Genomic DNA, 24,014 nt, shown 5'->3' on the forward strand with positions numbered 1-24,014 from the left:
CAATCCTTCCATGCCCTACCGCCGCCCGCCCTCCGTGCAGGCCCGCCTCGACGCCCGTCGGGAGCAGGTGCTCGAAGCCGCCGTCCGCCTGCTCTCCCGGGAGGGTTACGGCGGCTGCTCGGTCGCCGCCATCGCCGCCGAAGCGGGCATCTCCACCGGCAGCGTGTACCAGTCGTTCTCCGGAAAGTCCGAGTTGGCCGCCGCGCTCTTCCGGACCCTGGTGGCCCGGGAGCTGGACGCGGTGGCCGCCGCGACGCGGCGGCCAGGCGGAGCGTCACAGCGGGTGGCGGCCGCCGTCGAGACCTTCGCGTACCGGGCGCTCCAGGCGCCGCGCCGGGCCTTCGCCCTGCTGGCGGAGCCCGCCGACCCCGCCGTGGACACCGAACGCCTGGTCTTCCGGCGGGCGTTTCGCGACGTCTACGCCGAACAGATCGCTGCGGGCGTGGCCTCCGGGGAACTCCCTGCGCAGTCACCCGAATTGACGGCTGCCGCACTGGTCGGCGCGATCGCCGAAGCGCTCGTGGGACCGCTGGCCGACGGGGACGCGGCCCCGGGCGAGGTCATCCCCGGCCTGATCACCTTCACCCTGCGTGCCCTTGGAGGACACGATGCCGCAGACGCATGAGGTCACCAACCAGGTCCCTCCGCACCACGGTTACGACGCGGCGGCCGACCCGGCGCTGCTGGAGGCCGTCGCCCGCGAGGGCGCCGTGTGGGCGATACCCGAGCTCCACCGGCTCGGCACCCTCGCAGGCGGCGAACAGGCGGCGGAGTGGGGCCGCGTGGTCAACGAGAACCCGCCGGTGCTGCGCACGCACGACCGCTACGGCCACCGGATCGACGAGGTGGAGTTCCATCCGTACTGGCACGAACTGATGGGCACCGCCGTCTCCCACGGGCTGCACGCCGCGCCCTGGGTACAGGACCGGGCCGGGGCACACGTGGCGCGCGCCGCGAAGTTCCTCGTCTGGGGCCAGGTCGAGGCGGGGCACTCCTGCCCGGTGTCCATGACGTACGCGGCGGTACCCGCGCTGCGCGCCAATCCGGAACTCGCAGGATGGCTGGAGCCGCTGCTCGCCTCCCGCACGTACGACTACGGACTGCGCCGGCCGGACACCAAGCAGGGTCTGATCGCGGGCATGTCGATGACCGAGAAGCAGGGCGGCTCCGACGTACGGGCCAACACCACGACCGCCGTGCCGGCCGCGGACGGCACCTACCGGCTGACCGGGCACAAGTGGTTCACCTCGGCACCCATGTCCGACGTGTTCCTGACGCTGGCCCAGGCCCCGGGCGGACTGTCCTGCTTCCTGCTGCCGCGGGTGCTGCCGGACGGCAGCCGCAACCGGCTGCTGCTCCAGCGGCTCAAGGACAAGCTGGGCAACCGGTCCAACGCCTCCGCCGAGATCGAGTACGACGAGGCCTTCGGCTGGCTGGTGGGGGAGGAGGGGCGCGGCGTCACGACCATCATCGAGATGGTCAACACGACCCGCCTCGACTGCGTGCTCGGCGGTGCGTCCGGCCTGCGGCTCGGCACCATCCGCGCCGTCCACCACGCCACGCACCGGCGGGCGTTCGGCAAGGCGCTCATCGACCAGCCCCTGATGCGCAACGTCCTCGCCGACCTCGCCCTCGAATCGGAGGCGGCCACCGCCGTCGCGCTGCGCCTCGCGGGCGCCACGGACCGGGTGGCCCGGGGCGACCGGGACGAGGCGCTGCTGCGGCGGCTGGGCCTGGCCGTGACCAAGTACTGGGTGTGCAAGCGCGCCCCCGGACACGCCGCCGAAGCCCTCGAATGCCTGGGCGGCAACGGCTACATCGAGGACTCCGGTATGCCGCGCCTCTACCGCGAGGCCCCGCTGTCGTCGATCTGGGAGGGCTCCGGGAACGTGGCCGCCCTGGACTCGCTGCGGGCCATGGCCCGCCAGCCGGAGACCGTCGAGGCCTTCTTCGAGGAGGTGGGCCGGGCCGCGGGCGCCGACCGGCACCTGGACGGGGCGGTGGCCGGTCTCCACAAGCAGCTGGCCGATCCGGCCGGCGCCGAGTACCGGGCCCGGCAGCTCACCGAGACGATGGCCCTGGTCCTGCAGGCGTCGCTGCTGCTGCGCCACGCCCCGGGCGCGGTGGCGGAGGCCTTCTGCGCTTCCCGGCTGGGCGGCGAGCACGGCGGCGCGTACGGCACGCTCCCGACGGGCGTGGACACGGAAGCCATCCTGACCCGGGCGCGCACCACGACGCCCGCCTGACGCGCACGCGCGGACGGGCGCCGCCGCCCGCCGGTCAGGCGTCGCGGCGCCGGGTGCGCAGGGCCACGTACCCGGTGAGCCCGCCCAGCGCGACGCACAGCGGCGAATAGAGCCGCAGGTCCCAGTGGCGGAACCCGGCCGGCTTGGACCACAGTCCGAGCCCGGAGCCCGCCAGTCCGCCGAGCCCGCGTGCCGCCATCGCTGCGGTCACCGCCCACAGCCCGGCCCGTACCGGCCGGGACCGCCCGAACCGGCTCGCCGGCCGGGCCCCGGTCGCCACCAGCCCGGCTGCGGCGCCCAGTGCGCCCGCCACCGCGAGCGTCAGCGGTCCGGACGGCAGCCGGTCCTCCTCCACTCCGACCACCACGGCGGCGAACTCGGCCCGCGAGTCCAGCGGCCACGGGGAGAACACCCACACCACGTGCAGGGCGCCCGCGGCGAGCAGTCCTCCGGCCGCCGCCACCGCCGCACCCCGCACTCCGGCTCCCGTGCGCTCCGCACCGATCCGCCTGGACGTGCCGCTCGTGCCGCTCGCGCCGTTCATGCCGGACCCCTCTCCCCAGTTCCATACACCTCTGTATGGATCTTCCGTACAGTACTGTACGGAACATGGCCAAGGGGAGAGTGACCAAGGAGGAGTGGACGGCGGCGGCGCTCCGCGCGCTGGCCCGGGGCGGTCTCGCCGCGGTGGCGGTGGACGTGCTCGCCCGCGAACTCGCGGTCTCCCGCGGCAGTTTCTACTGGCACTTCGAGAACCGGGAGGCCCTGCTCGTGGCCGCCCTGGAGACGTGGGAGCGGCGCGCCACCGCGGAGGTCGTCGCCGCCGTCCGGGAGGAGGACGATCCGTGGACGCGGGCGCGGATGCTGTTCTCCGTCGCGCTGGGTTCCGAGGAGATCGCCGGGCTGGAACCGGCGCTCGTCGCGCACGCCGCCCACCCCGCGGTCGCCGAGGTCGTCGCCCGCGTCACCCGGACCCGGCTGGACTTCCTCGCGGAGATCTTCGGCGGTCTGGGCTTCGGGCCGCAGGAGTCCCGCCATCGCGCCCTGGCCGGGTACGCCGCCTACCTGGGCTGGCTGGAACTGCGCAGGACCGCCCCCGCCACGGCCCCCGAGGTGCTGGCGGAGGACCCGGACGCGCAGCCGGCGCTGGACCACCTCATCGGCATGATCCTGACGCCCCCGTCCCCGCCGGCCCCGTAGAGCCAGGCCCCGTCCCGACGGCGGTGCTACGTCGCAGCCGCCTCCCGGGGGGCGGCCTGCGGCGGCGCCGTGATGCGGCGTACGGCCTCGACCACCGCCGTGCGGTGCCGGGCCAGCCGCTCGGGAGTCCAGCCGGTGCCCGCGCCGCCCGCGGCCGGACCGCCCACCGCGCCGAACCAGGCCTGGGACAGGCCGAGTACGAGCGTGAGCACATCGGCGGGGTCCAGCGCGGCGTCGACGCGCCCCGCCCGCTGGGCCTCCTCCACCACCGCGATTTTGCCGCGGTAGGACTCCTGCTCCGCGTCCGTGGCGCCGGGCCGCTCCAGCTGCTTCCACACCACGAGCCGCATCAGGGACGGCTGTGCGACGAGGTGGTCGAAGACGGCCCCCGCGTACCCCGGCAGGTCGTCGGCGCTGAACGGGACGGACTCCGAGCCCGTCTCCAGCGCCCGCTGGAGCACGGCGTCGAAGAGCTGCTCCTTGTTGCCGTAGTAGACGTAGATGAGCCGCTTGTTCGCCTGCGCGGCCTCGGCGATGCGGTCGACCCGCGCGCCGGCGATGCCGTACGCGGCGAACTCGGAGAAGGCCGCGTCGAGCAGACGTGCCTTGGTCGCGCTGGAATCCCGTGCCATGGGGCGAAGCCTAGCAAGTAACTATCTGGTTATTGACATGCGGCGCGAGCCCGGTGCATAGTCGAACTATCCAGTTAGTTACTTACGGAGGAGTGCAGCACCATGGAGATTCGCGCACTGGGCGGTCAGGGCCTTGAGGTCGGTGCCGAAGGACTCGGCCTGATGGGCATGAGCGCCCACTACGGAGCCACCGACGAGGCCGAGTCCCTGGCCACCATCGACCGCGCGCTGGAGCTCGGCGTCACCCTGCTCGACACCGCCGAGGGCTACGGCCCCTTCCTGAACGAACAGCTCCTCGGCAAGGCGCTGGCCGGCCGCCGCGACGCCGCCGTCGTCGCCACCAAGACGGGCGTCGAGTTCACCGACGAGGGCGGCTTCCGCGGCCACAACGGCACCCCCGAGTACATCCGCCGCTCGGCCGACCGCTCCCTGCGCCACCTCGGTACGGATCACATCGACCTCTACTACCTGCACCGCGTCGACCCGAACGTCCCGATCGAGGAGAGCGTCGGCGCCATGGCCGAGCTGGTCGCCGCCGGCAAGGTCCGCCACATCGGCCTCTGCGAGGCCGCGCCCGCCACCATCGCCCGTGCCCACGCCGTGCACCCGCTGGCCGCCGTGCAGACCGAGTACAGCCTCTTCGAGCGCGGCATCGAGTACGACGGCGTCCTCGACACCCTGCGCGATCTCGGCATCGGGCTCGTCGCGTACTCGCCGCTCGGCCGGGGCTTCCTGTCGGGTGCGATCACCACCCCGGACGATTTCGCGGCCGACGACTTCCGCCGCACCGACCCCCGCTTCCTCGGCGAGAACTTCGACCGCAACCTGGCCGTGGTCGACCGGGTCCGCCGCCTCGCGGCGGAGAGGGGGGTGACCCCTTCCCAGCTGGCCCTGGCCTGGACCCTGCGCCAGGGCGCGGTGCCGATCCCGGGTACGAAGCGCCGCCGCTACCTGGAGGAGAACATCGCCGCCACCGCGGTGACGATCACGGACGCGGACCTGGCCGCCATCGACGAGGTCGCCCCGCACGGGGTCGCCTCGGGCGACCGCTACGCCGCGGAGCTGATGGAGTCCCTGAACGGGTGACCGTGCGCGGCCTCGCCCACCGGCCCCGGCCCCGGCCTCGCCCGCCCGGGCCTCACCCGCGGGGGACGGGCCGGTAGGCCCGCGAAGCCGGTCGTGGAGCCCGGCAACAGAGGGCATCCGTCAGAGAATTCGGCCCGTGAGCGGCGGATGTTCCGCTCCGTGCGGGGCGCGGCAGTTCCTCCGCGCGCACCCGGGCCGCCTCGGGACGCAGTCCGGGTGACGGTCGTCGCGGATGCGGGAAACCGTCCGGCGCGCCGTGGCCGTCGTGCACCTTTCGCACTCTAATGTCGCCGCATGGCTGACATGTTCGATCACAATCCGCAGGTGTGGACCGCTGGCCGGCTCCGCGAGGTGCTGGCAGCGCTGCCCGACGAGACCCCGATCCACATCGGCGTCGCGGACGGCCCCGGGGACTTCGAGGGCTACGGGGAGTACGTCCTCGTGGACGCCGAGCCCGTCGAGGTGGACGTCGACTGCGAGGGCGAGGGCGACCACGACGGCGAGCCGGGCCACCGCGTCCAGTTCACGCTGTTCGCCGACGCCGCCGCCGGCGCCTACCACCTCGACCTGGACTGACCTTCGCGGTCGGCCCGGTCGGCCCGGTCGGCCCTGAGGAACCCGCGGACCAGCCGGTTCGTCTCCGCGGGCGCCGCCGTGGGCAGCGCGTAGTGGGTGAGCCGCGGGAGCGTCTCGATCCGGGCGTGCGGTACGGCCCGGCGGGCGCGTGCAGCGACCCTCCGCGGATCGTGGGCGCCGCTGCGGCCCGCGAGCAGGACCAGGAGCGGGGCCCGCAGGGCCCTCGCGTCCGGGCGGCGGCCGATGACCGGCTTGCGGTCCGCGAAGTCCGAGGCCGCCAGCGCGAAGAGCCGCTTCCAGTCCGGGTCGGTGTCCGTGCCCGCCGTCTCGCGGTCGAGGTAGGCGAGCACCCGGGCCGTCCTCGGGCGCACCAGCACGGGCAGTGAGCGGAGCAGGAATCCGGGGCGGAATCCCGCGAAGCACTGGGTCGGGTCGAGGAGCACCAGCCGGTCGACCCGATCCGGCGCGTGCAGTGCGTACGTCAGGGCGATCCAGGCACCGTACGAATGCCCCAGCAGCGCGGCGCGGCGGACATCGAGCCCGTCGAGCAGCGCGTCCAGCCAGCCCATCAGGTCGGCGCTCGCGCGCAGCGGGCGGCCCGCGCGCACGCTGCGGCCGGCGTCGCCGAGGATGTCGACGGCGAGCACCCGGTGGTGCGTGCCGAGGGCCGCGGCGTTGGCGAACCAGACGGCGCCGGTGGAGCCGCCGCCGTGCAGGAGCAGCACCGGAGGAGCCCCGGCGGGCCCGTACGCGTGGACCCGGGTCGTTCCGTAGGGGGTCGGTACGTCGATCTCGGCCGTGCCGGCCGGCCAGCGCGCGAGCAGCGCGTCATAGGCGGCGAAGAAGTCTTCCGAAGCGGCTGCGGCTGCGGATGTGGCTGCGGATGCTGATGTGGAAGCGGACTCGGTCACGGCATGCCCCCGGATATCGTCTCGTTGACCGATTATCTCGCTTGACGAGAGAATAGTCGAGTGAACGATGACGACACCCCCGCCATGCGGCTGGTCCACCTCCTGCGCGCGGTCACCGTGGAACTCCACCTGCGCGGAGCCGAGTTCGCGGCACGCAACGGCCTGCACCCGACCGATCTGCGGGCCCTGATCCGGCTGCTGGACGCGGAGCGCGCGGGCGAGGCCGTCACCCCGGGGCGGCTCGGTGAGGCCCTGCGGCTCAACTCGGCGGGTACCACGGCGCTCCTCGACCGGCTGGAGCGGCCGGGCCTGGTCCGGCGCAGCCGTGACCCGCACGACCGGCGCCGGGTCCTGCTGGTGGTGGAGCCGAAGGCCGTCGAGCTGGGCCGGTCCTTCTTCGGCCCCCTGATCGGCGGGCTGGTCGACGTGGCGGGGGAGTTCACGCCCGCCGAACTGGACGTCGTGCGGCGTTACTTGGGTGCGGCTCTGGACGTGTCCGGCAGGGGGGCGTGAGGAGCCTCGAAACCCGGTTGCCCGGGTGCCCGGCGGGGGCGGATCGGCGCTCGTCCGCCGGCCCGGAGCGGTTCATCGCCGCAGCCATGGAATTCCCGGGCGCCGCGCAGGTCCGGAACCCGGCGTAGCCTGGTCTGACCGTTGTATCCGCCTGTGACCAGGGAGGCGGCGTATGACCGACCCGTACGGGTTCCTCCGGACCCCCCGGAACCCCGTCCCGTCACGCCCCGCGGACCAGCGGCTCGGCGACTGGCGCGAGGTGCACGCCGGGCAGGCGCTGCTGCCCCTCGTGTCCGCGCAGGCGAACCGCTGCATGGACTGCGGCGTCCCCTTCTGCCACGGCGGCTGCCCGCTCGGCAACCTCATCCCCGAGTGGAACGCGTACGCCGCGCACGGCGACTGGCGCGCCGCGGCCGAGCGGCTGCACGCCACGAACAACTTCCCGGAGTTCACCGGCCGACTCTGTCCGGCGCCCTGCGAGGACTCCTGCGTCCTCGCGATCAACGCCGATCCCGTGACCATCAAGAACGTCGAGCAGACCATCGCCGACCAGGCCTGGGAGCTCGGGTACGTCGCGCCGGCCCCGCCCGGCCGGCTCAGCGGGCAGACCGTCGCCGTCATCGGTTCCGGCCCGGCCGGGCTCGCCACGGCCCAGCAGCTGACGCGCGCCGGGCACACCGTCGTCGTCTACGAGCGCTCCGACCGCATCGGTGGTCTGCTCCGCTACGGCATTCCCGCCTTCAAGATGGAGAAGGTCCACCTGGAGCGGCGGATCGCCCAGATGCGGGCCGAGGGCACGGTCTTCCGTACGGACGCCGACGTCGGCGGCCGCGTGGACGCCGCCGAACTGCGCCGGCGGCACGACGCGGTGGTCGTCGCCGTAGGGGCCGAGGAGCGCCGGGACCTGGCCGCGCCAGGCCGCGAGCTGTCCGGAATCCACCAGGCCATGGAGTACCTGACCTGCGCAAACAGGGTCGGCGAGGGCGATTGTGCCGCTCCCGCGCTCACCGCCGAAGGCCGGCACGTGGTGATCGTCGGCGGCGGGGACACCGGCTCGGACTGCCTGGGCACCGCCCTGCGGCAGGGAGCGCTGTCGGTGGTCCAGCTCGACATACGCCCCGAGCCGGGACCCGGACGGCCCGAGGGGGAGCCGTGGCCGCTGGTACACCCGCAGGTGTACCGGATCTCCCACGCGCACGAGGAGGCGCGCGGACGCCACGGCAGCGATCCCCGCCTCTTCTCCAGCGCCACGATGCACTTCGAGGGGGGTGCGGACGGTCGGGTACGGGCCCTGCACCTGACGGCGGTCGAGGCCGTGGGACGCAGGGCCATGCCGGGCACCGAGCGCGTCATCGAGGCGGAGCTGGTCCTGCTGGCGCTCGGCTTCTCCGGCCCCGAGCGGGCTTCCCGGCTCGGCGAACAGCTCGGCCTCACCCGGGACGACCGGGGCAACTTCGCCCGGGACGGGCAGTACGCGGCCCTGGGCGCGTCCGCCGCGCCCGCCGCGTCCGGCGAGCCCGCCGCGTCCGCCGCGCCCGAGCCTCCGCCCTGGGCCGCGGCACGGACCGCGGGCGTGCCGCCGTCTTGGGGCCCTCCGGGGAACCGGCCTGCCCGCCCCCGCCCCGACGGGGTCTTCGTGGCGGGGGACGCGGGCCGCGGCCAGTCCCTCGTGGTGTGGGCCATCGCCGAAGGCCGGGCGGCGGCCGCCGCCGTGGACCGCTACCTCACCGGCTCGACCGCCCTGCCCGCCCCCGTCGACGCCCACGACCGGCCGCTCTCGGCCTGATCCGCCCTGAGCCGAGGGACACGGCCCGGGCCCCGCTCCTCCCGACGCGGCTCCGGCACGTCCTGCGGGGCTGCACAATCATGGGGTGACTGCTGAAGATCGTTTCCTGTGGCTGGAAGACGTCGAGGGCGAGGCCGCGCTGGCCTGGGTGGGGGAGCGGAACGCGGAGACCGCCGCCGCGCTCGCCGCCGACCCGGGATTCGAGGCGCTGCGCGACGAACTGCGCGAGGTCCTCGACGACGCCGAACGAATCCCGTACACCACCCGCCGCGGGGCGCACCTCTACAATTTCTGGCGGGACGCGGACCGCCCGAAGGGCGTGTGGCGTCGTACCACCCTGGAGCAGTACCGCAAGGACGACCCGGCCTGGGAAGCGCTCCTCGACATCGACGAGCTGGCGGCGCGCGAGGGCGAGGAGTGGGTGTGGGCGGGCGCCCGGGTGCGGTACCCGGACCACGGGCGCGCCCTGGTCCTGCTGTCCCGGGACGGCTCCGACGCCGTCGTGGTCCGCGAGTTCGACCTCGGTGCCCTGGCCTTCGTGCCCGGCGACGCCGGCGGTTTCGAGGTCGCGGAGGCCAAGACCCGCATCGGCTGGATCGACGAGGACACCGTCTTCCTCGGCACCGACTCCGGCCCGGGCTCGCTGACCGACTCCGGCTATCCCCGTACGGTCCGGCGCTGGCGCCGGGGCACCCCCATGACGGACGCCGAGGTCGTCTACGAGGCGGAGACCGGCGACGTGTCGGCCTCCGGCTGGCACGACCCGACCCCCGGCCACGAGCGCGATTTCGTCTCCCGCCACACCGACTTCTTCCACGACGAGCTCCACCTCCTCGCCGGGGGCGACCGGCTCGTGAAGATCGAGGCCCCGGACGACGCCGGGAAGTACGCGTACCGGCAGTGGCTGATCGTCACCCCGAAGTCCCCGTGGCTGGGACACCCGGCCGGCTCGCTCCTCGCCTTCGACTTCGACGCCTTCCTCGCCGGGGACCGCACCGCGCAGGTGCTGTTCGCGCCCGACGAGCGCACCGCGCTGGCCGGGCACAGCTGGACCCGCCACCACCTGGTCCTGGAGACGCTGGCCGACGTCGCCACCCGCATCGAGGTCCTCACCCCGGGCCCGGAGGGCTGGAGCCGCCGGCCGCTCGCGGACGTGCCGCCGCTGTCCTCGGTGACCGTCACCGACACCGACCCGGACGTCAGCGACGAGTACTTCCTGAACGTCGACGGCTTCCTCCAGCCCTCCACGCTCGCGTACGGGCACATCGGCGCCGACTCCGAGCCGATCAAGCAGGCCCCCGCCCGCTTCGACGCCCGCGGTCTGTCGGTCCGGCAGTTCTTCGCGACCTCCGCCGACGGTACGCGGGTGCCGTACTTCGTCGTCGGCCCCGCCGGCCAGGAAGGCCCCGGTCCCGCGCTCCTCTACGGGTACGGGGGCTTCCGCGACCAGCAGACCCCCGGCTACAGCCCGCTCACCGGCCGCGCCTGGCTCGCTCGCGGCGGTACGTACGCCGTCGCCAACATCCGCGGCGGCTCCGAATACGGCCCGGCCTGGCACCAGGCGGCCCTCGGCGCGAACCGGGTACGGGCCTTCGAGGACTTCGCGGCGGTCGCCGCCGACCTCACCGCCCGGGGCATCACGACCCCCGGCCGGCTCGGCATCACCGGGGCCAGCAACGGCGGCCTGCTCATGGGCGCCATGCTCGTCCGCCACCCGGAGCTGTTCGGGGCGGTCGTGGCCAAGGTGCCGCTGCTGGACATGCTCCGCTACCACCGCCTGCTCGCCGGGGCCTCATGGATCGCCGAGTACGGGGACCCCGACAGCGAGGCCGACCGGCCCCACCTCGAAGACCTCTCCCCGTACCACAACCTCCGCGCGGACCGGCCGTACCCGCCGCTGCTCCTGATGACCTCCACCCGCGACGACCGCGTCCACCCCGGCCACGCCCGCAAGGCGGCCGCCCGGCTGCGGGAACTGGGACACCGGGTCCTCTTCCACGAGAACACCGGCGGCGGCCACGGCGGGGCCAGCGACAACGAACAGGCCGCCGTCAACCACGCCCTCGCGTACACGTTCCTGTGGCGGCACCTGGGCGGCGAAGCGGGCTGAACGGTCCGGCCGCGCGTGCCCGGGCACCGGAAAATGCGTTGCCCGGGCACGGGCCGTTCCCCCACGATGATCCGTCGTGAGTACCACCCGTTTGTCCAGTTTGCTGCCCGACCTCTCCCCGTGGCGGTCCAGCCGCGATTTCCGGCTGCTCTTCTTCCAGGGCGCCGTCACGTTCTTCACGTCCTTCATGGCGATGATCGCCCTCCCGCTCCAGATCAAGCACCTCACGGACTCCCCGCTCGCGGTCGGCGCGATGGGCGCGGTGGAACTCGTCCCGCTCGTCGTCTTCGGCCTCTACGGCGGAGCCCTGGCCGATGCGATCGACCGGCGGCGGATGATCCTGCTGAGCGAGGCCGGGCTCGGGGTGCTGGCCCTGGTCCTGCTCGTGAACTCCCTGCTGCCGAACCCGCTGCTGTGGCCCCTGTACGTGGTCGCCGCCGGCGTCTCGGCGCTGGCCGGTCTGCAGCGCCCGGCCCTGGACTCGATGATGGCGCGCATCGTGCCGCACGAGCAGATGACCGCGGCCGCCGCGCTCAACGCGCTGCGCTACCAGATCGGCGCGATCAGCGGACCGGCGATCGCCGGCCTGGTCGTCGCCTACGCCGGTTATCCGGCCGCCTACGGCATCACCCTCGCCGGCTTCCTGCTGTCCGTCTGCCTGTGCACGCGGCTGGCCCCGGCCCCGCCCTCGCCCGACGCGGAACGGCCCTCGCTGCGAGGGATCGCCGAGGGCGCGCGGTACGCGTGGAGCCGGCCGGTGCTGCTCGGCACGTACGCGGTGGACCTGGCGGCCATGTTCTTCGCCTTCCCGAACACGATCTTCCCCTTCCTCGCGGACGAGCTCGACGCCGTGTGGGCGCTGGGTCTGATGTATTCGGCGGGCGCGGTGGGCTCCCTGGTCCTCGGGATGACGAGCGGCTGGACCTCGCGGGTGCGCCGGCACGGCCTGTTCGTGGTGTTCGGGGCCGCGGTGTGGGGCATGGCGATCGCCGCGACCGGCTGGTTCACGAACATCTGGGTGGTGCTGGCGTGCCTGGCCGTCGCCGGCGCCGGTGACATGCTGAGCGGCCTGGGCCGGGCGACCATCTGGAACCAGACCATCCCCGAGGAGCTGCGCGGGCGGCTGGCGGGCATCGAGGTGCTCTCGTACAGCGTCGGTCCGCAGCTGGGCCAGGTGCGCGCGGGTACGGTCGCCGGCTGGACGGGCACGCGGTCGGCGTTCTGGAGCGGCGGCCTGATGTGCGTGGCGGCGGTGGCGGCCCTGTCCGTGACGCTGCCCAAGCTGCTGACGTACGACGCGGACACGGACGAGGACGCGCTGCGGCGCCGCGCCGAGAAGGACCGCGCCGCGAGGGACGACGCCGAGAAGGACCGCGCCGAGAAGGAGCCGGAGCCGCTCCCCACGCCCGCCTCGTGACGGAACGCTCATATTCCTGTCATTGTCCGCGCAAACCCGCGACGGAGGCTGGAGGAGACCGGATACGCACGCGGCACGTGAGGAGAACGAGATGAAGAGGGGTGCGCAGCGAGCGGCTGTCACCATGGTGGTGTCCCTGGCCGCCGGGGCCCTGTCCGCGTGGATCGCCGTCGCGGGCGACGGCGACGGGCTGAACGTGACCGCGGCGAGCCGCCTCGCCTCCGGCTACGTGCCGTACGCGGCCGTCGTGCTGCTGGTCTCGGCCACGGCGCCGACGGCGGTGCACGCCGTCCTGCGGGCCGTGCTCTCCCAGCTGCTCATGATCTGGGGCTACTACACCTTCGGCCCGATGATCACCTTCGAGCGGACGCCCACCCAGGCCGTGCACTACGCGCGGGAGTGGGCCGCCGTCGCCGTCACGGCCGTCCCGGTGGCGGCACTGGGCACGTACGGCCTGGTCCGCGGAGCCCGGTGGCTCGCCGCCCCGCGTCCCGGGCGGGCCTCGGTCTAGGGGGTGTCGTCAATGTCGCCGACCCCGCCCTCACGGGCGGGGTCGGCGACGCTTCGGCAACGCTCCCTAGGACGCGCCCTGGTCCGGCGATCCTGGTCCGGCGGCCGGGTCCGGAGCACGGCGGGGCAGGCGGTCGCCGGCTCCGGGCCGGGGCCGCGGGGCCACGACGTACTCGTTCTCGACGAGGTGCTCGTACACCTCGAAGTCGACGGCCTGCCACCGGTCCATGTCGCCGTGGACGGCCCGGAACTGGGCCGGAGTCGGACTGGCCACCCTGCTCACCTCCACGTCCTCACCTCCGTGCGGGCATCTCATACGACGCTAGAACACTTCGGGAACGCATGCACTACGTGGTGACGGGCTCGCCCGTCAGGCCGGCCAGGCCCAGCGCGCGGTGCATCGCGGGCAGGTCCCATTCCTCGTCCCGGTCCTCGTCGCCGTCGTCCGCGACCAGCGCGTCGAGGGACCCGGGCCGCAGCCGGTACGCCTCGGCGTCCTCCAGGAGCTCCGGTGCGGCCGGACCGTGGCCGGCCAGCAGGTCGAGGACCTCGCGGCGCTCCGCGAAGCGGTCCATCCCGCAGTCCAGGCCGTCGTCCCCGAGGCCCTCCGGGTAGGGGGCACGCGCCCAGGCGCCGTTCTCGTACCAGTAGACGCAGCCCAGCTCCCAGCCTTCGAGCAGGTCGCGCAGCTTCTCGTAGGGGAGCCAGTCCGGGGCCTGGGCCAGCATGTCGATCGCGGGCTCGTGCCACTTGACGCCGCTCGACTCGTCCTCGCCGTAGAGCACGAAGCGGCCCTGGCCCATCCGGGCCAGGGTCCACCACGTACAGCCGGAGTCGTCGAGATGGAGTCCGCCTCCGTCGATCCAGTGGCCGGTGCGGTGGACTCCGCGGCTCTCCGCCGCGGTGGTCGCCTCCAGTACGGCGACGAACGCCCAACGGGCCCAGAGCAGTTCCGCCGCGGGCAGGTCCGTGGGCCGTCCCGGCCGGTGAATGGTCATGCGGTCCCTGCTCCTCGTGCCGGTGGCGTACGCGTACCGGCACGAGGGTATCCGGCGGTGTCCGGCTGCCGTTGCCGTGGCCGCCGACGTACGGTCAGTGCGGCGCCGGCCGGGACCTGTCGGTGCACAGGGCCCAGATGACGAACACGCCGACGAGGATGGCGACGATCGACCAGAGCGGCTGGTACGGCAGCCACATGAAGTGCACGATCACGTACAGGCAGGTCAGGGCGATGCCGGCGATCCGGCCGGCTTCCGAGCCCTTGAGGATCGCCGCGCCCGCGCCGAGGACCAGGATGCCGACGACGAGATGGATCCAGCCCCAGGCCGTGAGGTCGAACTTGAAGGTGTAGTTGCCGAGGTGCGTGTACACCTCGTCGTTGGCGAGGGCGACGATGCCCTCGATGATGCCGAAGATGCCGCTGACGATCATCAAGACGCCCGCGAACACCGTTCCGCCCGCGGCCCAGGCGCTGCCGGTGCCGGTCGGCGTGCCGCTTCCGGTCATTCCACTCGGCGTGCTGCTCATCGCGCCGCCTCTCTCTCGGGGGCGGGACCCGGGTCTTCCTGACACTTGGGTCCCGCCCTCCATCGTGCGGACCGGTGGCGCGCGGCGCACGTCGGGGCGTATTCGCGCTGGTCGCAGAGCGTGAGCAAGCGGGGTTCAGGGGCGGGCGGCGGTGTGTTCCAGGACGGCGCGGACCTCGGCGGTGATCGCGGTCTCGTTGCGCTCGAACTCGGGGCCCGTCAGCAGGCCCGGGTCCGCCGGCAGGCCGGTGAGGACGGGGGTGTGCAGATGGCCGCCGGGCAGCCGCGGGGCGAGTTCGCCGCGCAGGCGGTTGGAGCGGTACGCCACCTCGTTGGACAGGTAGCCGCCCCCGCCGCCCTCCACCGCCCGCGAACCCGCCGTCGGCCCGTCCTCGCGGTCCACCGGCCCGGTGGCACCCGCGGGGATCTCGGTGACGGCGGTGTTGAGCAGCACCGGGTACGGGCTCTGGACGGAGCCGGTGGCCGCCTCGGTCGGGAGCGTGGTCCTGATGAACTCCGCGCCCGGGCCCAGGCCGGGGGCGGTTACCGGGTGCTCGCGGGTACCGCCGGAGAGGGAGCCGGTGTTGTCGGGGTACGGATCCGCCGACCGGGCCCGGCCCGCCCAGGCCTCCAGGGTGAAGATGCCGGGGTAGCCCTGGCTGATGGTGGTGATGACGTCCGCCGCGCCGGGGCCGCCGGCCAGGCGCGGGGCGAAGGCCCGTTCCACGATGCCGGCGTCGAAGTCGGCGTAGCGCACGGGCAGGACGACGGCCCGGATCTCGGCGCGGCTGCCGTCGGCCAGGGTGATGCGGCGCCCGTTGAGCCGGAGGGCCGCGGAACCGGAGGGGTTGGCGCGGCGCAGCTCGGCGTCGAGCCCGAACGGGTCGAAGCCGCTGATGAAGACGCGCCGTACGCCCGCCGGTGTCCGGAAGGCGTTGTCGGCGAGGCCGCGGGAGGCGTCCTCGAAGCGGGTGCGCAGTGCGGGGCGGTCGACGGGGAATCCCGGCTCCCAGCGGGCGAGCGCCGCGGTCATGGCGAGCCGTGCCCAGTAGAGGGGGCGGTCGTCGCCGGCCGGGAGATCGCCGCCGGGGCGCTGTCCCTGGGCGCGGCGTACCGCGGCCTGCCAGAGCGCCTCGCCCCAGCTGTCGAGCAGCGGCCCGGCCTCGGCGGGGGTGCGGACCGAGCACAGCGCGGCGGGGAAGCGCCGTACGAAGTCACCGAACCCGGCGCGCTCGACGAGCGCGGTGGTCCGGACGTCCGAGAGCCGCGCCTGCTCGGCGTCGAGGGGCGCGGAGGGAGTCGTACGGCAGGAGGCGGTGTCGGCCGCGGCCGCCTGTGCGGGTGCGGTGACGGCCGGGGGGAGGACGGTGGCGAGAAGGACCGCGAGCGAGGCGGTACGCCGTAAGAGCATCATGCGATGTGACATTACATAGCCTGGGCAGTGCCCCACCAGACGTCTTCGGCCGGGTCTGGCCGGTTCCCGTCAGGCCGTCCCGGGGGTGTCGCGCCGCCGCCGGAGCAGGGTCGCGTCCAGGGCGGCGGACAGCTCGGAGAGCGAGGGCCTGTCCGCCGGATCGGGGCGCAGGCAGCCGTCGACGGCCGCCGCCAGGGCAGCGGGCAGGCGCCGGTGCGCGGAGACCGGCGCAGCGGGTTCTTCGAGCTGCGGATACCAGGTCGGGGCCGCGCCGTCGGTGGTCCCGTCCACCGTGTCGCCCAGGTCGAACGGGAGCTCCCCGGTGGCGAGTTCGTACAGGGTGATGCCGATGCCCCAGACATCGGCCGCGGCCGACAGGACGCCGCCGCGCGCCTGTTCGGGGGCCATGTGGCCGAAGGTGCCGGCGCCGGCCGGGGCGGTGCCGGGCGGGTGGGCGACGCTGAGGTCGAGGACCTTCGCGTGGCCGCGCTCCACCACGACGTTGGCCGGCTTCAGGTCCAGGTGCAGCAGGCCCTGGCCGTGCAGGTAGTGCAGCGCGGAGCACAACTGCACGCCCAGGACGGCCACGTCCCCGGCGGACGCCCGCCGGGGCAGGCGGTCGATGAGGTGGGACAGCGTCTCGCCCGTCAGCGTTTCGAGTACGACGACCGGCTCGGGCTGCTCGAAGGTCTCGTACGCGCGGACCAGGTGCGGATGCGTGAAGCGCTGGAGCCAGCGGCCCTCGCGGACCAGCCGCCCGGCCAGCCGCGGTTCGCCGCGGAGGTCGGGCCGCAGCACCTTCACCACGCAACGGCAGTCCCGATCCTCGCTCCAGACGTCGTACAGGTCGAGCCAGCCGGTGCGGTCCAGGTGGGCCAGGACCTCGTATCCGGGTACGGGGAGCGCGCCGGGAGCGAGGGGCGGGGACACGGGGCGGGTGGCGGTCGCGAGGCTCATGACAGGACCTTCAGCGAGGAGGCGGGTCCGGGACCGGGTGCGCCGCCGTTCACCCGGTGGAGGCGGGCGTAGGCGCCGTCCCGCACGAGCAGCTCCTCGTGGGTGCCGCACTCGACGACCCGGCCCCGCTCCAGCACCACCGTGGCCGTGGCGTCGCGGACGGTCAGCAGGTTGTGGGAGATCACGACGGTCGTCCGTCCGGCCATCAGCCGGCGCAGCGGTTCCATGATCCGGCGGGCCGACTCGGCGTCCAGGCCGGTGGTCGGTTCGTCCAGGAGCAGGACGGGCGCGTCCCGGACCATCGCGCGCGCGATCGCCAGGCGCTGGGCCTGCCCGCCGGACAGCGTCCGGCCCCGCTGGCCCACGACGGTGTCGTAGCCCTCGGGGAGGAGCCGGATGAACCCGTCGGCGTCGGCCGCGCGCGCCGCCGCGACGATCTCGGCCTCGCTCGCGCCGGGCCGCCCGTAGGCGATGTTCTCCCTTACGGTGCCGTGGAAGACGAGCGTCTCCTGGAGCACCACCGCGACGTTCTCGCGCAGTTCGGACAGCCGCAGCTCCCGCAGGTCGGTGCCGTCGAGGAGGACGGCCCCCTCGTCCGGGTCGTAGAAGCGCAGTTGGAGCTTGCCGACCGTGGACTTGCCGGCGCCGCTCGTCCCGACCAGCGCCAGGGTCGTACCGGGCCGTACGCGGAAGGACACCTCGCGCAGGGCCCATCGCGCCGTGCCCGGATAGCGGAACGAGACGCCGCGGAACTCGACATTGCCCCGGGCACGTCCGATCCTCCGGGCACGGGCGGCTTCGACCTCGACGACCTGCGGGTGCTGGTCGAGCAGTTCGATGATGCGCTCGGCCGACGCGGACGCCGCGTAGAAGGTGTTGGTGAGCTGCGACAGGTCGCGGATGGGACTGTAGAGCCGGCCCAGCAGGGCGACGAAGACCAGCAGCCCGCCCAGGGTGAGCTGGCCCTGCGCCAGCTTCCACGTGCCCAGGCCCATCACGGCCAGCGCGCCCGTCAGTTCGATGACCTCGACGAGCGGGCCGTAGACGGAGCGGATGCGCGCCGAGACCATCGCCGCCCGGAAGCGGCCCACGCTCTCGCGGGTGAACCGGCTCTCCTCCGTGTCCTGCCGGTTGTACGCCTGCACCAGCGCGATGTTGCCGAGCGACTCCTCGGCTATCGCGCTGATCGAGCCGCTGCGCCGGCGCCGCTCGCGCGAGGCGGCCTTGATGAGCCGGGAGAAGCGTCGGGCAGCGCCCCAGAAGAGGGGCACGATGACCAGTGCGAGGAGGGTCAGGTCCCAGCTCAGGTAGAAGAGCAGACCGAGGAAGACGCCCAACTGGATGACGTAGTACAGGGCGTTGGCCACGCCGGAGAGGAGGAACGTCTCGATCGCGTCGACGTCGCCGGTGATGCGTGACAGTACGTCACCCAGGCGCCGCCGCTCGAAGAACCCCAGCGAGAGCCCCTGGACGTGCCGGTAGACGTCCGACCGCAGGGTCAGCAGAAAGCGTTCGCCGACCCACGTGGAGAGCACGTCGTCGGCGAACTCAAGGATGCCGGAAGCGAGGACGAGGCCCAGGTAGGCCAACGCGATCCACAGGAACGGGCTCAGGTCGCGCGGAACGAGGACCTCGTCCACCACGACCTTGAAGAGCCAGATCTCGGCCGCGTCGATCAACGGGCCGATCATGCTGAAGAGCAGGATCGGGACGAGCCAGCGCCGGCCGCCCCGGGTATAGGGCCAGAACCGGCGGAACGCCTCGCGCGGAGTGACGGGCGGCGCGGCGGCGACGACCGCGTCGGGGTCTTCTGCCACCGACAGCAGCCGCCGCAGTGCATGCCGCGCGACCCGTCCCATGGTGCTTACCAGTTGTTGCCGTGGTTGCCGTGGTGGCCGTTGTCGTTGTCGCAGTGGCGGCGACGGTGACGGCGCCTGCCGGTGCTGTCGTTACGTCCCGAGGTCATGTCCCTCTTGCCACGACGGCGGTGCTTCGCGGGAATCAGGTGAGTGAAGATGGCCATGAGTTTTCCTCCATGAGCTGTCTCACTGGAGAGCTTCCACAGGGGCATACGCTCCAGGCGGCCCGGGAGATTGCCCTTTCCCGAAAAATTCACTTTCCGGAAGACTCCGCACATCGCCGGGGAGGTCTTCCGAACGGCCGCGCCGCCGTGCGGACGGGGCCCACGACCGGGTGAATCAGCCGGGTTCGGGCCGGACTGGTATGGGATGGCCCACGCACATCACTCATTGCGATGGGAGACCCACATGAAGATCCGTACCCTGGTCGCCGGAGCCGCTCTGGTCGTCGGTGCGACGCTGGGCGGCATCGGCAGCGCCTCCGCCGACGCCGGGGCCGAGGGCTACGCCATCGGCTCGCCGGGCATCCTTTCGGGCAACGTGGTCCAGATCCCGATCCACCTCCAGCTCAACGCCTGCGGCAACAGCATCAACCTCATCGGTCTGCTGAACCCGGCCGCCGGCAACATCTGCTTCAACTCCTGATCCGCCGCGCCCGCGGTGTCCCCGGCCCGTCCGGCAGGCACCGCGGGCGCGCCCGGTTCCACGGCACGGCCCGCTGCCCCCTCCAGGGATCACGCGACCCCGCGGATGCGGCGGACCAGCACCGATCCCGCCAGCGCCAAGGCGCCCGCGAGCGCGTACAGCGCGGTGTACCCGCCGAAGTGCGTGACCACCGGCGCGGCGATCACCGGCGCCAGCACCTGGGGCAGCGCGTTGGCGATGTTGATGACGCCGAGGTCGCGGCCGCGGTCCTGCGCCGTCGGCAGCACGTCCGTCAGCAGGGCGAAGTCCACCGACGTGTACACGCCGAAGCCGAACCCGAGGACCAGCGAGGCGACGACCGCCCCGGTCCAGGTCTGCCAGACGGCGAGCAACAGGGTGGCCACCGTGATGACCAGACCCGCCCCGATGACGTAGACCTTCCGGCGGCCCGTACGGTCCGAACGGACCCCGCCGACCACCACTGTGGCGAGCAGGGTGAGCGCGTTGAGCGCCGTCAGGATCAGGACGCCGGTGTCCGCGTCGCCCTCGTAGCGCACCGCGTCGGTCAGGTAGTACAGCAGGTACATCGTGCTGACCGAGTACGACAGGTTCATCAGGAAGCGGGTCAACCAGGCCCAGCCGAAGTCGGGATGGCGGCGTGGGTCGATCCAGAATCCGGTGAGGAAGGCCCGCCGGCGGAACGCGGGCCGGTCGGCGGGCCACAAGCGCGAGTCGCGCCGCATCACCACGTACGGGACGGCCGCCAGCACCGAGAAGGCCGCGCACGCGAGGTACCCGGCCGCGATGCCGCCCGCGGCCGTGGCCAGCACCGTGCCGGCCAGGATCCCGCCGACCTGGGAGACCCCCAGCCAGCCGCCGACCAGCCCGCGACGGCGCGGCGGGACCTGGTCGGGCACGGCCGCGGTGAGTGCGGCGAAGGCCGCGTTGAGGGCCAGTTGGACCAGGCACCAGCCCGCGATGACCACCGCGACGCTCGAAGCCCGCGCGAGGACGAGCAGCCCGGCCGCCCCGCCCAGGGTCCCCGCCACCACCCAGGGGATCCGCCGGCCGACCGCGGCCGTCGTACGGTCCGACAGCGCCCCGAAGACCGGGTTGGCGACCATCGAGACGGCCGCTCCCACCCCCGTCACCAGCGCGAGCGTGGCCGCCTTGTGGTCCGGGGTGAGCTGCTCCGCCTGGCGGGCCAGGAGCAGTTGGAGCGGGCCGAACCAGCCGACCCAGACCCCCAGGTTGGCGAGGGACAGCGCGCTCACCCACCGTCCCCCGACCGGGCCCGCCGGATCGGCCGGACCGGCGGCCTTCGCCGCCGTCCCCCCGACGGTCATCTGCCGCCCTTGATCACGTCGCGGTACCAGGCGTACGACTCCTTCGGAGTCCGCTCCAGCGTCTCGTAGTCGACGTGTACGAGGCCGAACCGCTGTCGGTACCCCTCCGCCCACTCGAAGTTGTCGAGGATCGACCAGATGAAGTAGCCGCGGACGTCGACCCCCTGCGCCATCGCCCGGTGCAGGGCGTCCAGATGGCCCGCGTGGTACGCGATCCGGCGCGCGTCGGAGATCCGTCCGGTGACGGGATCGGGCCCGTCCCCGTACGAGCAGCCGTTCTCGGTGATGTACAGCGGCGGCAGCCGGTCGCCGTAGCGCTCGCGCAGGGAGACGAGCAGTTCGCGCAAGCCCTCCGGGACCACCGGCCAGCCGAAGTCGGTGTGTTCGCACCCCTCGAACGGCCGGAAGGCGAAGGGGAGGCCGGCCGGCAGCTCGATGCCGCCGAACTCGCTCGCGGTCGCGCTCGGTTGGGGGGCTTCGACCACCATCGGGTTGTAGTAGTTGATCCCGTACCAGTCCAGGGGTGCGGAGATCGCCTTGAGGTCCTCGGCCACCGGGCCGGGAAGCATCGAGGCGAGGCCCTCGTCCGGATAGGCGCCGGTCAGGATGGGATCGGCGAAGAGCCGGTTCGTGAGCAGGTCGTACAACTCGGCGGCGCCCCGGTCCTCCGCGCTGTCGCTCGCCGCCCGGACCGGGCTGTGCGAGGCGGCGATGCCGATCTGCCGGGCGCCCGCGGCCCGCAGCGCCTGCACGCCCAGGCCGTGGGCCAGGAGCTGGTGGTGCGCGGCGGGCAGGGCGTCGAAGACGAGGCCCTTGCCGGGGGCGTGCTCCCCGATGCCGTAGCCCAGGAGGGTGACCTCGGCGGGCTCGTTGATGGTGATCCACATCGGGACGCGGTCGGCGAGCCGCTCCGCGACCACCGAGGCGTACGCCGCGAACCGCTCGGCGGTGTCGCGGCTGAGCCAGCCTCCCTCCTCCTCCAGAGCGAGCGGGGTGTCCCAGTGGAACAGGGTCGGCACCGGGGCGATGCCGGCCGTGCACAGCGCGTCGACCAGACGGTCGTAGAAGTCCAGCCCCGCGCGGTTGACCCGCCCGCGGCCGTCCGGCAGGACCCGGGACCAGGACACCGAGAACCGGTAGGCGCCGACGCCGAGTCCGGCCATCAGGGCCACGTCCTCGCGGTAGCGGCGGTAGTGGTCGGTGGCCACGTCCGCGTGCGAGCCGTCCTTGATGCGTCCGGGCTCCTTCGTGAACGCGTCCCATGAGGAGGGACCCCGGCCGTCGGCGGTGGGCGAGCCCTCGATCTGGAACGCGGAGGCGGACACGCCCCAGAGGAAATCGGCGGGGAACGCGGGAACGGACGCAGTCATACGGGCTCACTTCGGTCGAGGCGTGCGAGGGCGCTGACGGCACACTGTTGGCCCGCGGCGCCCGCCCTGTCAATGGAAAGTGAACAATCCTCAACTTCTGTTTCGCGGGCCGTGCCCGCGCCGGGGCCGGTGCACCGCGCCGGGCCCCGGTGCAGGGGGCACCCTGGAGGCATGGCCAGGGCCAACGAAAAGGTGGAGGCGCTGCTCCGGGAGTACGCCGACCTCATCGCGATCAGCGGCGGCGACGCCTTCAAGGCGCGCGCGTACGAGAAGGCCGCCCGCGCCATCGGCGGCCACCCGGCCGATGTCGCCGGGCTCGACGTCAAGGGCCTGCGGGAGATCCCGAACGTGGGCAAGTCGATCGCCGAGAAGGTCGTCGAGTACCTGAGCACCGGCCAGGTCCCGGACATCGAGGCGCGCAGGGCCGCCGTCCCGGCCGGGGTGCGCGCCCTGACCGCGATCCCCGGCCTCGGGCCGCGCAAGGCCTTCCTCCTGTACGAGGAGCTGGGCGTCTCCTCCGTCGAGCAGCTGGAGGACGCCGTCCGCGAGGAGCGGCTGCGCGACCTGAAGGGCTTCGGCGAGCAGACCGAGCGGAACATCCTCGACGGCATCTCCGTGCTGCGCAACGCCGACGGGCGGATCCTCCTCGGCGCCGCGACGGACGTCGCCGAGCAGATCGTCGCGGAGATGGAGCGGATCCCGGGGTGCGTACGGTGCACGTACGCGGGCTCGCTGCGCCGCATGCGCGAGACCATCGGCGATGTCGACATCCTGGTCGCGGCCGGGACGTCCGCGCCGTTCATGACGGCCCTCACCGAGCTCCCGCTGGTGGCCGACGTCATCGCGCACGGCGCGAAGAAGACCTCCGTCCGCACGACGGCCGGCCTCCAGGTCGACCTGCGCGTGCTGCCGCCCGCCTCCTGGGGAGCGGGGCTCCAGTACTTCACCGGGTCCAAGGCACACAACATCCGCACCCGTGCCCTCGCGGTGCGCCAGGGGCTCAAGCTCTCCGAGTACGGTCTCTTCGACGCGGAGAGCGGCAAGAGCCTCGCCTCGGAGACGGAGGAGGAGGTCTACGGCCGGCTCGGCCTGCCCTGGATCGCGCCGACCCTGCGCGAGGACCGCGGAGAGGTCGCGGCCGGGCTGAAGGGCGAACTCCCCGCGCTCGTGGCGGAGGACGACATTCGGGGCGACCTGCACACCCACACGGACCTCACCGACGGGCTCGCCCCGCTGGAGGACATGGTGGCCGCGGCCGCCGCGCGCGGGTACGCGTACTACGCGGTCACCGACCACGCGCCGGACCTCGCCATGCAGCGCATGACCCGGGAGAAGATCCTGGCGCAGCGCGGGCAGCTGCGGGCGCTGGACCGCACGGTGCGCGGGATGCGGCTGCTGCACGGCACGGAACTCAACATCGGCCCGGACGGCGGCCTGGACTGGCCCGACGAGTTCCTCGCCGGCTTCGACCTGTGCGTGGCCTCCGTGCACTCCCATTTCGGCCAGAGCCGGGCCGCCATGACCCGGCGTTTCATCCGGGCCTGCGAGAACCCGAACGTCGCCGTGATCGGCCACCCCACCACCCGGCGGATCGGCCGCCGCCCCGGCGTGGACGCCGACTTCGACGCCGTGTTCGAGGCCTGCGCGCGCACGGGAACCGCCCTGGAGATCAACGCGCACCCGGAGCGGCTCGACCTCGGCGACGAGGACATCCTGCGGGCGAAGCGGTACGGGGTGAAGTTCGCGGTGAACTCGGACGCGCACGCCACCACGCACCTGCCGTACCTGCGCTACGGGGTGGGCACGGCGCAGCGCGGCTGGCTGACGAAGGACGACGTCATCAACACCTGGCCCTGGAGCCGCCTGCACCGGTTCCTGAAGGCCAAGCGGGCCTGAACCGTCCCGGCGCC

The 24,014-nt window shown here is 73.3% G+C and carries 24 protein-coding genes; 12 read left to right on the top strand and 12 right to left on the bottom strand.

The window, feature by feature from the left end; genetic code table 11:
* Nucleotides 1–10 precede the first annotated feature (10 nt).
* Together ACFYXV_RS11425 and ACFYXV_RS11430 are read left to right on the top strand one after the other, a co-directional pair.
* Nucleotides 11–625 carry a TetR/AcrR family transcriptional regulator gene (locus ACFYXV_RS11425; RefSeq protein ID WP_385473302.1) on the top strand — a complete coding sequence of 205 codons (615 nt, stop codon included), beginning with the start codon at nt 11–13 and terminating at the stop codon, nt 623–625.
* Nucleotides 609–2,246 carry an isovaleryl-CoA dehydrogenase gene (locus ACFYXV_RS11430; protein WP_389382720.1) on the top strand — a complete coding sequence of 546 codons (1,638 nt, stop codon included), beginning with the start codon at nt 609–611 and terminating at the stop codon, nt 2,244–2,246. Before ACFYXV_RS11425 ends, ACFYXV_RS11430 begins: the two co-directional genes overlap by 17 nt.
* 34 nt (nt 2,247–2,280) lie before the next feature.
* On the opposite strand, the gene ACFYXV_RS11435 is transcribed toward ACFYXV_RS11430, so the two are convergent.
* Nucleotides 2,281–2,790, bottom strand: a complete 510-nt coding sequence (locus tag ACFYXV_RS11435) for a DUF3995 domain-containing protein (protein ID WP_389382721.1) — start codon at nt 2,788–2,790, stop codon at nt 2,281–2,283.
* Nucleotides 2,791–2,855: 65 nt separating this feature from the next.
* Here ACFYXV_RS11435 and ACFYXV_RS11440 point away from each other — a divergent pair, with 65 nt between their 5' ends.
* On the top strand, nt 2,856–3,446 hold the full coding sequence (locus ACFYXV_RS11440) for a TetR/AcrR family transcriptional regulator (RefSeq protein WP_389382722.1): 591 nt from the start codon (nt 2,856–2,858) through the stop codon (nt 3,444–3,446).
* A 26-nt stretch (nt 3,447–3,472) separates the two neighbouring features.
* Here ACFYXV_RS11440 and ACFYXV_RS11445 read toward each other — a convergent pair whose 3' ends face one another.
* A complete protein-coding gene (locus ACFYXV_RS11445) occupies nt 3,473–4,078 on the bottom strand; it encodes a TetR family transcriptional regulator (protein WP_385473314.1) in 606 nt (201 codons plus the stop codon).
* Between the two features lie 102 nt (nt 4,079–4,180).
* Between ACFYXV_RS11445 and ACFYXV_RS11450 the strand changes: the two genes are divergently transcribed.
* Nucleotides 4,181–5,164, top strand: a complete 984-nt coding sequence (locus ACFYXV_RS11450; protein WP_389382723.1) for an aldo/keto reductase — start codon at nt 4,181–4,183, stop codon at nt 5,162–5,164.
* A 294-nt stretch (nt 5,165–5,458) separates the two neighbouring features.
* The gene (locus tag ACFYXV_RS11455; RefSeq protein ID WP_383346692.1) at nt 5,459–5,740 is read left to right on the top strand and encodes a DUF6225 family protein; all 282 of its coding nucleotides are present in this window, start codon (nt 5,459–5,461) and stop codon (nt 5,738–5,740) included.
* Here ACFYXV_RS11455 and ACFYXV_RS11460 read toward each other — a convergent pair.
* Complete coding sequence (locus ACFYXV_RS11460) at nt 5,719–6,651, bottom strand: alpha/beta fold hydrolase (protein WP_389382724.1); 933 nt, start codon at nt 6,649–6,651, stop codon at nt 5,719–5,721. The genes ACFYXV_RS11455 and ACFYXV_RS11460 overlap by 22 nt on opposite strands.
* An 84-nt stretch (nt 6,652–6,735) precedes the next feature.
* Here ACFYXV_RS11460 and ACFYXV_RS11465 point away from each other — a divergent pair, with 84 nt between their 5' ends.
* From ACFYXV_RS11465 to ACFYXV_RS11485, 5 genes are all read left to right on the top strand, one after another.
* Complete coding sequence (locus ACFYXV_RS11465) at nt 6,736–7,164, top strand: MarR family winged helix-turn-helix transcriptional regulator (RefSeq protein ID WP_383346757.1); 429 nt, start codon at nt 6,736–6,738, stop codon at nt 7,162–7,164.
* A gap of 172 nt (nt 7,165–7,336) precedes the next feature.
* Nucleotides 7,337–8,950 carry a glutamate synthase subunit beta gene (locus tag ACFYXV_RS11470; protein WP_389382725.1) on the top strand — a complete coding sequence of 538 codons (1,614 nt, stop codon included), beginning with the start codon at nt 7,337–7,339 and terminating at the stop codon, nt 8,948–8,950.
* An 85-nt stretch (nt 8,951–9,035) separates the two neighbouring features.
* Nucleotides 9,036–11,060 carry a prolyl oligopeptidase family protein gene (locus tag ACFYXV_RS11475; RefSeq protein ID WP_385473325.1) on the top strand — a complete coding sequence of 675 codons (2,025 nt, stop codon included), beginning with the start codon at nt 9,036–9,038 and terminating at the stop codon, nt 11,058–11,060.
* Between the two features lie 76 nt (nt 11,061–11,136).
* Complete coding sequence (locus ACFYXV_RS11480; protein WP_389382726.1) at nt 11,137–12,477, top strand: MFS transporter; 1,341 nt, start codon at nt 11,137–11,139, stop codon at nt 12,475–12,477.
* Nucleotides 12,478–12,568: 91 nt separating this feature from the next.
* Nucleotides 12,569–12,988 (top strand): hypothetical protein, encoded by a 420-nt coding sequence (locus tag ACFYXV_RS11485; protein WP_389382727.1) that lies wholly within the window; start codon nt 12,569–12,571, stop codon nt 12,986–12,988.
* A gap of 66 nt (nt 12,989–13,054) precedes the next feature.
* Here the strand turns inward: ACFYXV_RS11485 and ACFYXV_RS11490 are convergent, their stop codons facing one another.
* The 7 genes from ACFYXV_RS11490 to ACFYXV_RS11520 all read right to left on the bottom strand — a co-directional run bounded on the left by ACFYXV_RS11490 (nt 13,055) and on the right by ACFYXV_RS11520 (nt 18,907).
* On the bottom strand, nt 13,055–13,261 hold the full coding sequence (locus ACFYXV_RS11490) for a hypothetical protein (RefSeq protein WP_385473559.1): 207 nt from the start codon (nt 13,259–13,261) through the stop codon (nt 13,055–13,057).
* Nucleotides 13,262–13,334: 73 nt separating this feature from the next.
* The gene (locus ACFYXV_RS11495) at nt 13,335–13,985 is read right to left on the bottom strand and encodes a hypothetical protein (protein WP_389382728.1); all 651 of its coding nucleotides are present in this window, start codon (nt 13,983–13,985) and stop codon (nt 13,335–13,337) included.
* Nucleotides 13,986–14,079: 94 nt separating this feature from the next.
* Entirely contained in the window at nt 14,080–14,514 is a 435-nt protein-coding gene (locus tag ACFYXV_RS11500; protein ID WP_389382729.1) for a hypothetical protein, read from the bottom strand.
* Between the two features lie 135 nt (nt 14,515–14,649).
* Nucleotides 14,650–15,927 (bottom strand): pyroglutamyl peptidase, encoded by a 1,278-nt coding sequence (locus ACFYXV_RS11505; protein WP_389382730.1) that lies wholly within the window; start codon nt 15,925–15,927, stop codon nt 14,650–14,652.
* Nucleotides 15,928–15,996: 69 nt separating this feature from the next.
* Nucleotides 15,997–16,884, bottom strand: a complete 888-nt coding sequence (locus tag ACFYXV_RS11510) for a serine/threonine-protein kinase (RefSeq protein ID WP_389382731.1) — start codon at nt 16,882–16,884, stop codon at nt 15,997–15,999.
* Nucleotides 16,881–18,743 (bottom strand): ABC transporter ATP-binding protein, encoded by a 1,863-nt coding sequence (locus ACFYXV_RS11515; RefSeq protein WP_389382732.1) that lies wholly within the window; start codon nt 18,741–18,743, stop codon nt 16,881–16,883. Before ACFYXV_RS11515 ends, ACFYXV_RS11510 begins: the two co-directional genes overlap by 4 nt.
* Nucleotides 18,744–18,748: 5 nt before the next feature.
* A complete protein-coding gene (locus tag ACFYXV_RS11520; protein ID WP_389382733.1) occupies nt 18,749–18,907 on the bottom strand; it encodes a hypothetical protein in 159 nt (52 codons plus the stop codon).
* A 244-nt stretch (nt 18,908–19,151) separates the two neighbouring features.
* On the opposite strand from ACFYXV_RS11520, the gene ACFYXV_RS11525 reads away from it, so the two are divergent.
* On the top strand, nt 19,152–19,388 hold the full coding sequence (locus ACFYXV_RS11525) for a chaplin (protein WP_385473538.1): 237 nt from the start codon (nt 19,152–19,154) through the stop codon (nt 19,386–19,388).
* An 89-nt stretch (nt 19,389–19,477) separates the two neighbouring features.
* On the opposite strand, the gene ACFYXV_RS11530 is transcribed toward ACFYXV_RS11525, so the two are convergent.
* Together ACFYXV_RS11530 and ACFYXV_RS11535 are read right to left on the bottom strand one after the other, a co-directional pair.
* Nucleotides 19,478–20,734 carry an MFS transporter gene (locus ACFYXV_RS11530; RefSeq protein WP_389382734.1) on the bottom strand — a complete coding sequence of 419 codons (1,257 nt, stop codon included), beginning with the start codon at nt 20,732–20,734 and terminating at the stop codon, nt 19,478–19,480.
* On the bottom strand, nt 20,731–22,104 hold the full coding sequence (locus ACFYXV_RS11535) for a GH1 family beta-glucosidase (protein WP_385473531.1): 1,374 nt from the start codon (nt 22,102–22,104) through the stop codon (nt 20,731–20,733). The genes ACFYXV_RS11530 and ACFYXV_RS11535 overlap by 4 nt, the downstream gene beginning before the upstream one ends.
* A gap of 171 nt (nt 22,105–22,275) precedes the next feature.
* Between ACFYXV_RS11535 and polX the strand changes: the two genes are divergently transcribed.
* Nucleotides 22,276–24,000 carry a DNA polymerase/3'-5' exonuclease PolX gene (polX, locus tag ACFYXV_RS11540; protein ID WP_389382735.1) on the top strand — a complete coding sequence of 575 codons (1,725 nt, stop codon included), beginning with the start codon at nt 22,276–22,278 and terminating at the stop codon, nt 23,998–24,000.
* Nucleotides 24,001–24,014 lie beyond the last annotated feature (14 nt).

Source organism: Streptomyces sp. NPDC002181, from assembly GCF_042890485.1.
Taxonomy (GTDB): Bacteria; Actinomycetota; Actinomycetes; order Streptomycetales; family Streptomycetaceae; genus Streptomyces.

What these genes read in the sequence shown, in the direction of transcription:
- ACFYXV_RS11530 (WP_389382734.1), bottom strand. Translation starts at nt 20,734, where the DNA reads ATGACCGTCGGGGGGACGGCGGCGAAGGCCGCCGGTCCGGCCGATCCG.
- ACFYXV_RS11465 (WP_383346757.1), top strand. Translation starts at nt 6,736, where the DNA reads ATGCGGCTGGTCCACCTCCTGCGCGCGGTCACCGTGGAACTCCACCTG.
- ACFYXV_RS11440 (WP_389382722.1), top strand. Translation starts at nt 2,856, where the DNA reads ATGGCCAAGGGGAGAGTGACCAAGGAGGAGTGGACGGCGGCGGCGCTC.
- ACFYXV_RS11520 (WP_389382733.1), bottom strand. Translation starts at nt 18,907, where the DNA reads ATGGCCATCTTCACTCACCTGATTCCCGCGAAGCACCGCCGTCGTGGC.
- ACFYXV_RS11525 (WP_385473538.1), top strand. Translation starts at nt 19,152, where the DNA reads ATGAAGATCCGTACCCTGGTCGCCGGAGCCGCTCTGGTCGTCGGTGCG.
- ACFYXV_RS11435 (WP_389382721.1), bottom strand. Translation starts at nt 2,790, where the DNA reads ATGAACGGCGCGAGCGGCACGAGCGGCACGTCCAGGCGGATCGGTGCG.
- ACFYXV_RS11505 (WP_389382730.1), bottom strand. Translation starts at nt 15,927, where the DNA reads ATGATGCTCTTACGGCGTACCGCCTCGCTCGCGGTCCTTCTCGCCACC.
- ACFYXV_RS11500 (WP_389382729.1), bottom strand. Translation starts at nt 14,514, where the DNA reads ATGAGCAGCACGCCGAGTGGAATGACCGGAAGCGGCACGCCGACCGGC.
- polX (WP_389382735.1), top strand. Translation starts at nt 22,276, where the DNA reads ATGGCCAGGGCCAACGAAAAGGTGGAGGCGCTGCTCCGGGAGTACGCC.
- ACFYXV_RS11515 (WP_389382732.1), bottom strand. Translation starts at nt 18,743, where the DNA reads ATGGGACGGGTCGCGCGGCATGCACTGCGGCGGCTGCTGTCGGTGGCA.
- ACFYXV_RS11425 (WP_385473302.1), top strand. Translation starts at nt 11, where the DNA reads ATGCCCTACCGCCGCCCGCCCTCCGTGCAGGCCCGCCTCGACGCCCGT.
- ACFYXV_RS11455 (WP_383346692.1), top strand. Translation starts at nt 5,459, where the DNA reads ATGGCTGACATGTTCGATCACAATCCGCAGGTGTGGACCGCTGGCCGG.
- ACFYXV_RS11470 (WP_389382725.1), top strand. Translation starts at nt 7,337, where the DNA reads ATGACCGACCCGTACGGGTTCCTCCGGACCCCCCGGAACCCCGTCCCG.
- ACFYXV_RS11445 (WP_385473314.1), bottom strand. Translation starts at nt 4,078, where the DNA reads ATGGCACGGGATTCCAGCGCGACCAAGGCACGTCTGCTCGACGCGGCC.
- ACFYXV_RS11510 (WP_389382731.1), bottom strand. Translation starts at nt 16,884, where the DNA reads ATGAGCCTCGCGACCGCCACCCGCCCCGTGTCCCCGCCCCTCGCTCCC.
- ACFYXV_RS11495 (WP_389382728.1), bottom strand. Translation starts at nt 13,985, where the DNA reads ATGACCATTCACCGGCCGGGACGGCCCACGGACCTGCCCGCGGCGGAA.
- ACFYXV_RS11535 (WP_385473531.1), bottom strand. Translation starts at nt 22,104, where the DNA reads ATGACTGCGTCCGTTCCCGCGTTCCCCGCCGATTTCCTCTGGGGCGTG.
- ACFYXV_RS11485 (WP_389382727.1), top strand. Translation starts at nt 12,569, where the DNA reads ATGAAGAGGGGTGCGCAGCGAGCGGCTGTCACCATGGTGGTGTCCCTG.
- ACFYXV_RS11450 (WP_389382723.1), top strand. Translation starts at nt 4,181, where the DNA reads ATGGAGATTCGCGCACTGGGCGGTCAGGGCCTTGAGGTCGGTGCCGAA.
- ACFYXV_RS11430 (WP_389382720.1), top strand. Translation starts at nt 609, where the DNA reads ATGCCGCAGACGCATGAGGTCACCAACCAGGTCCCTCCGCACCACGGT.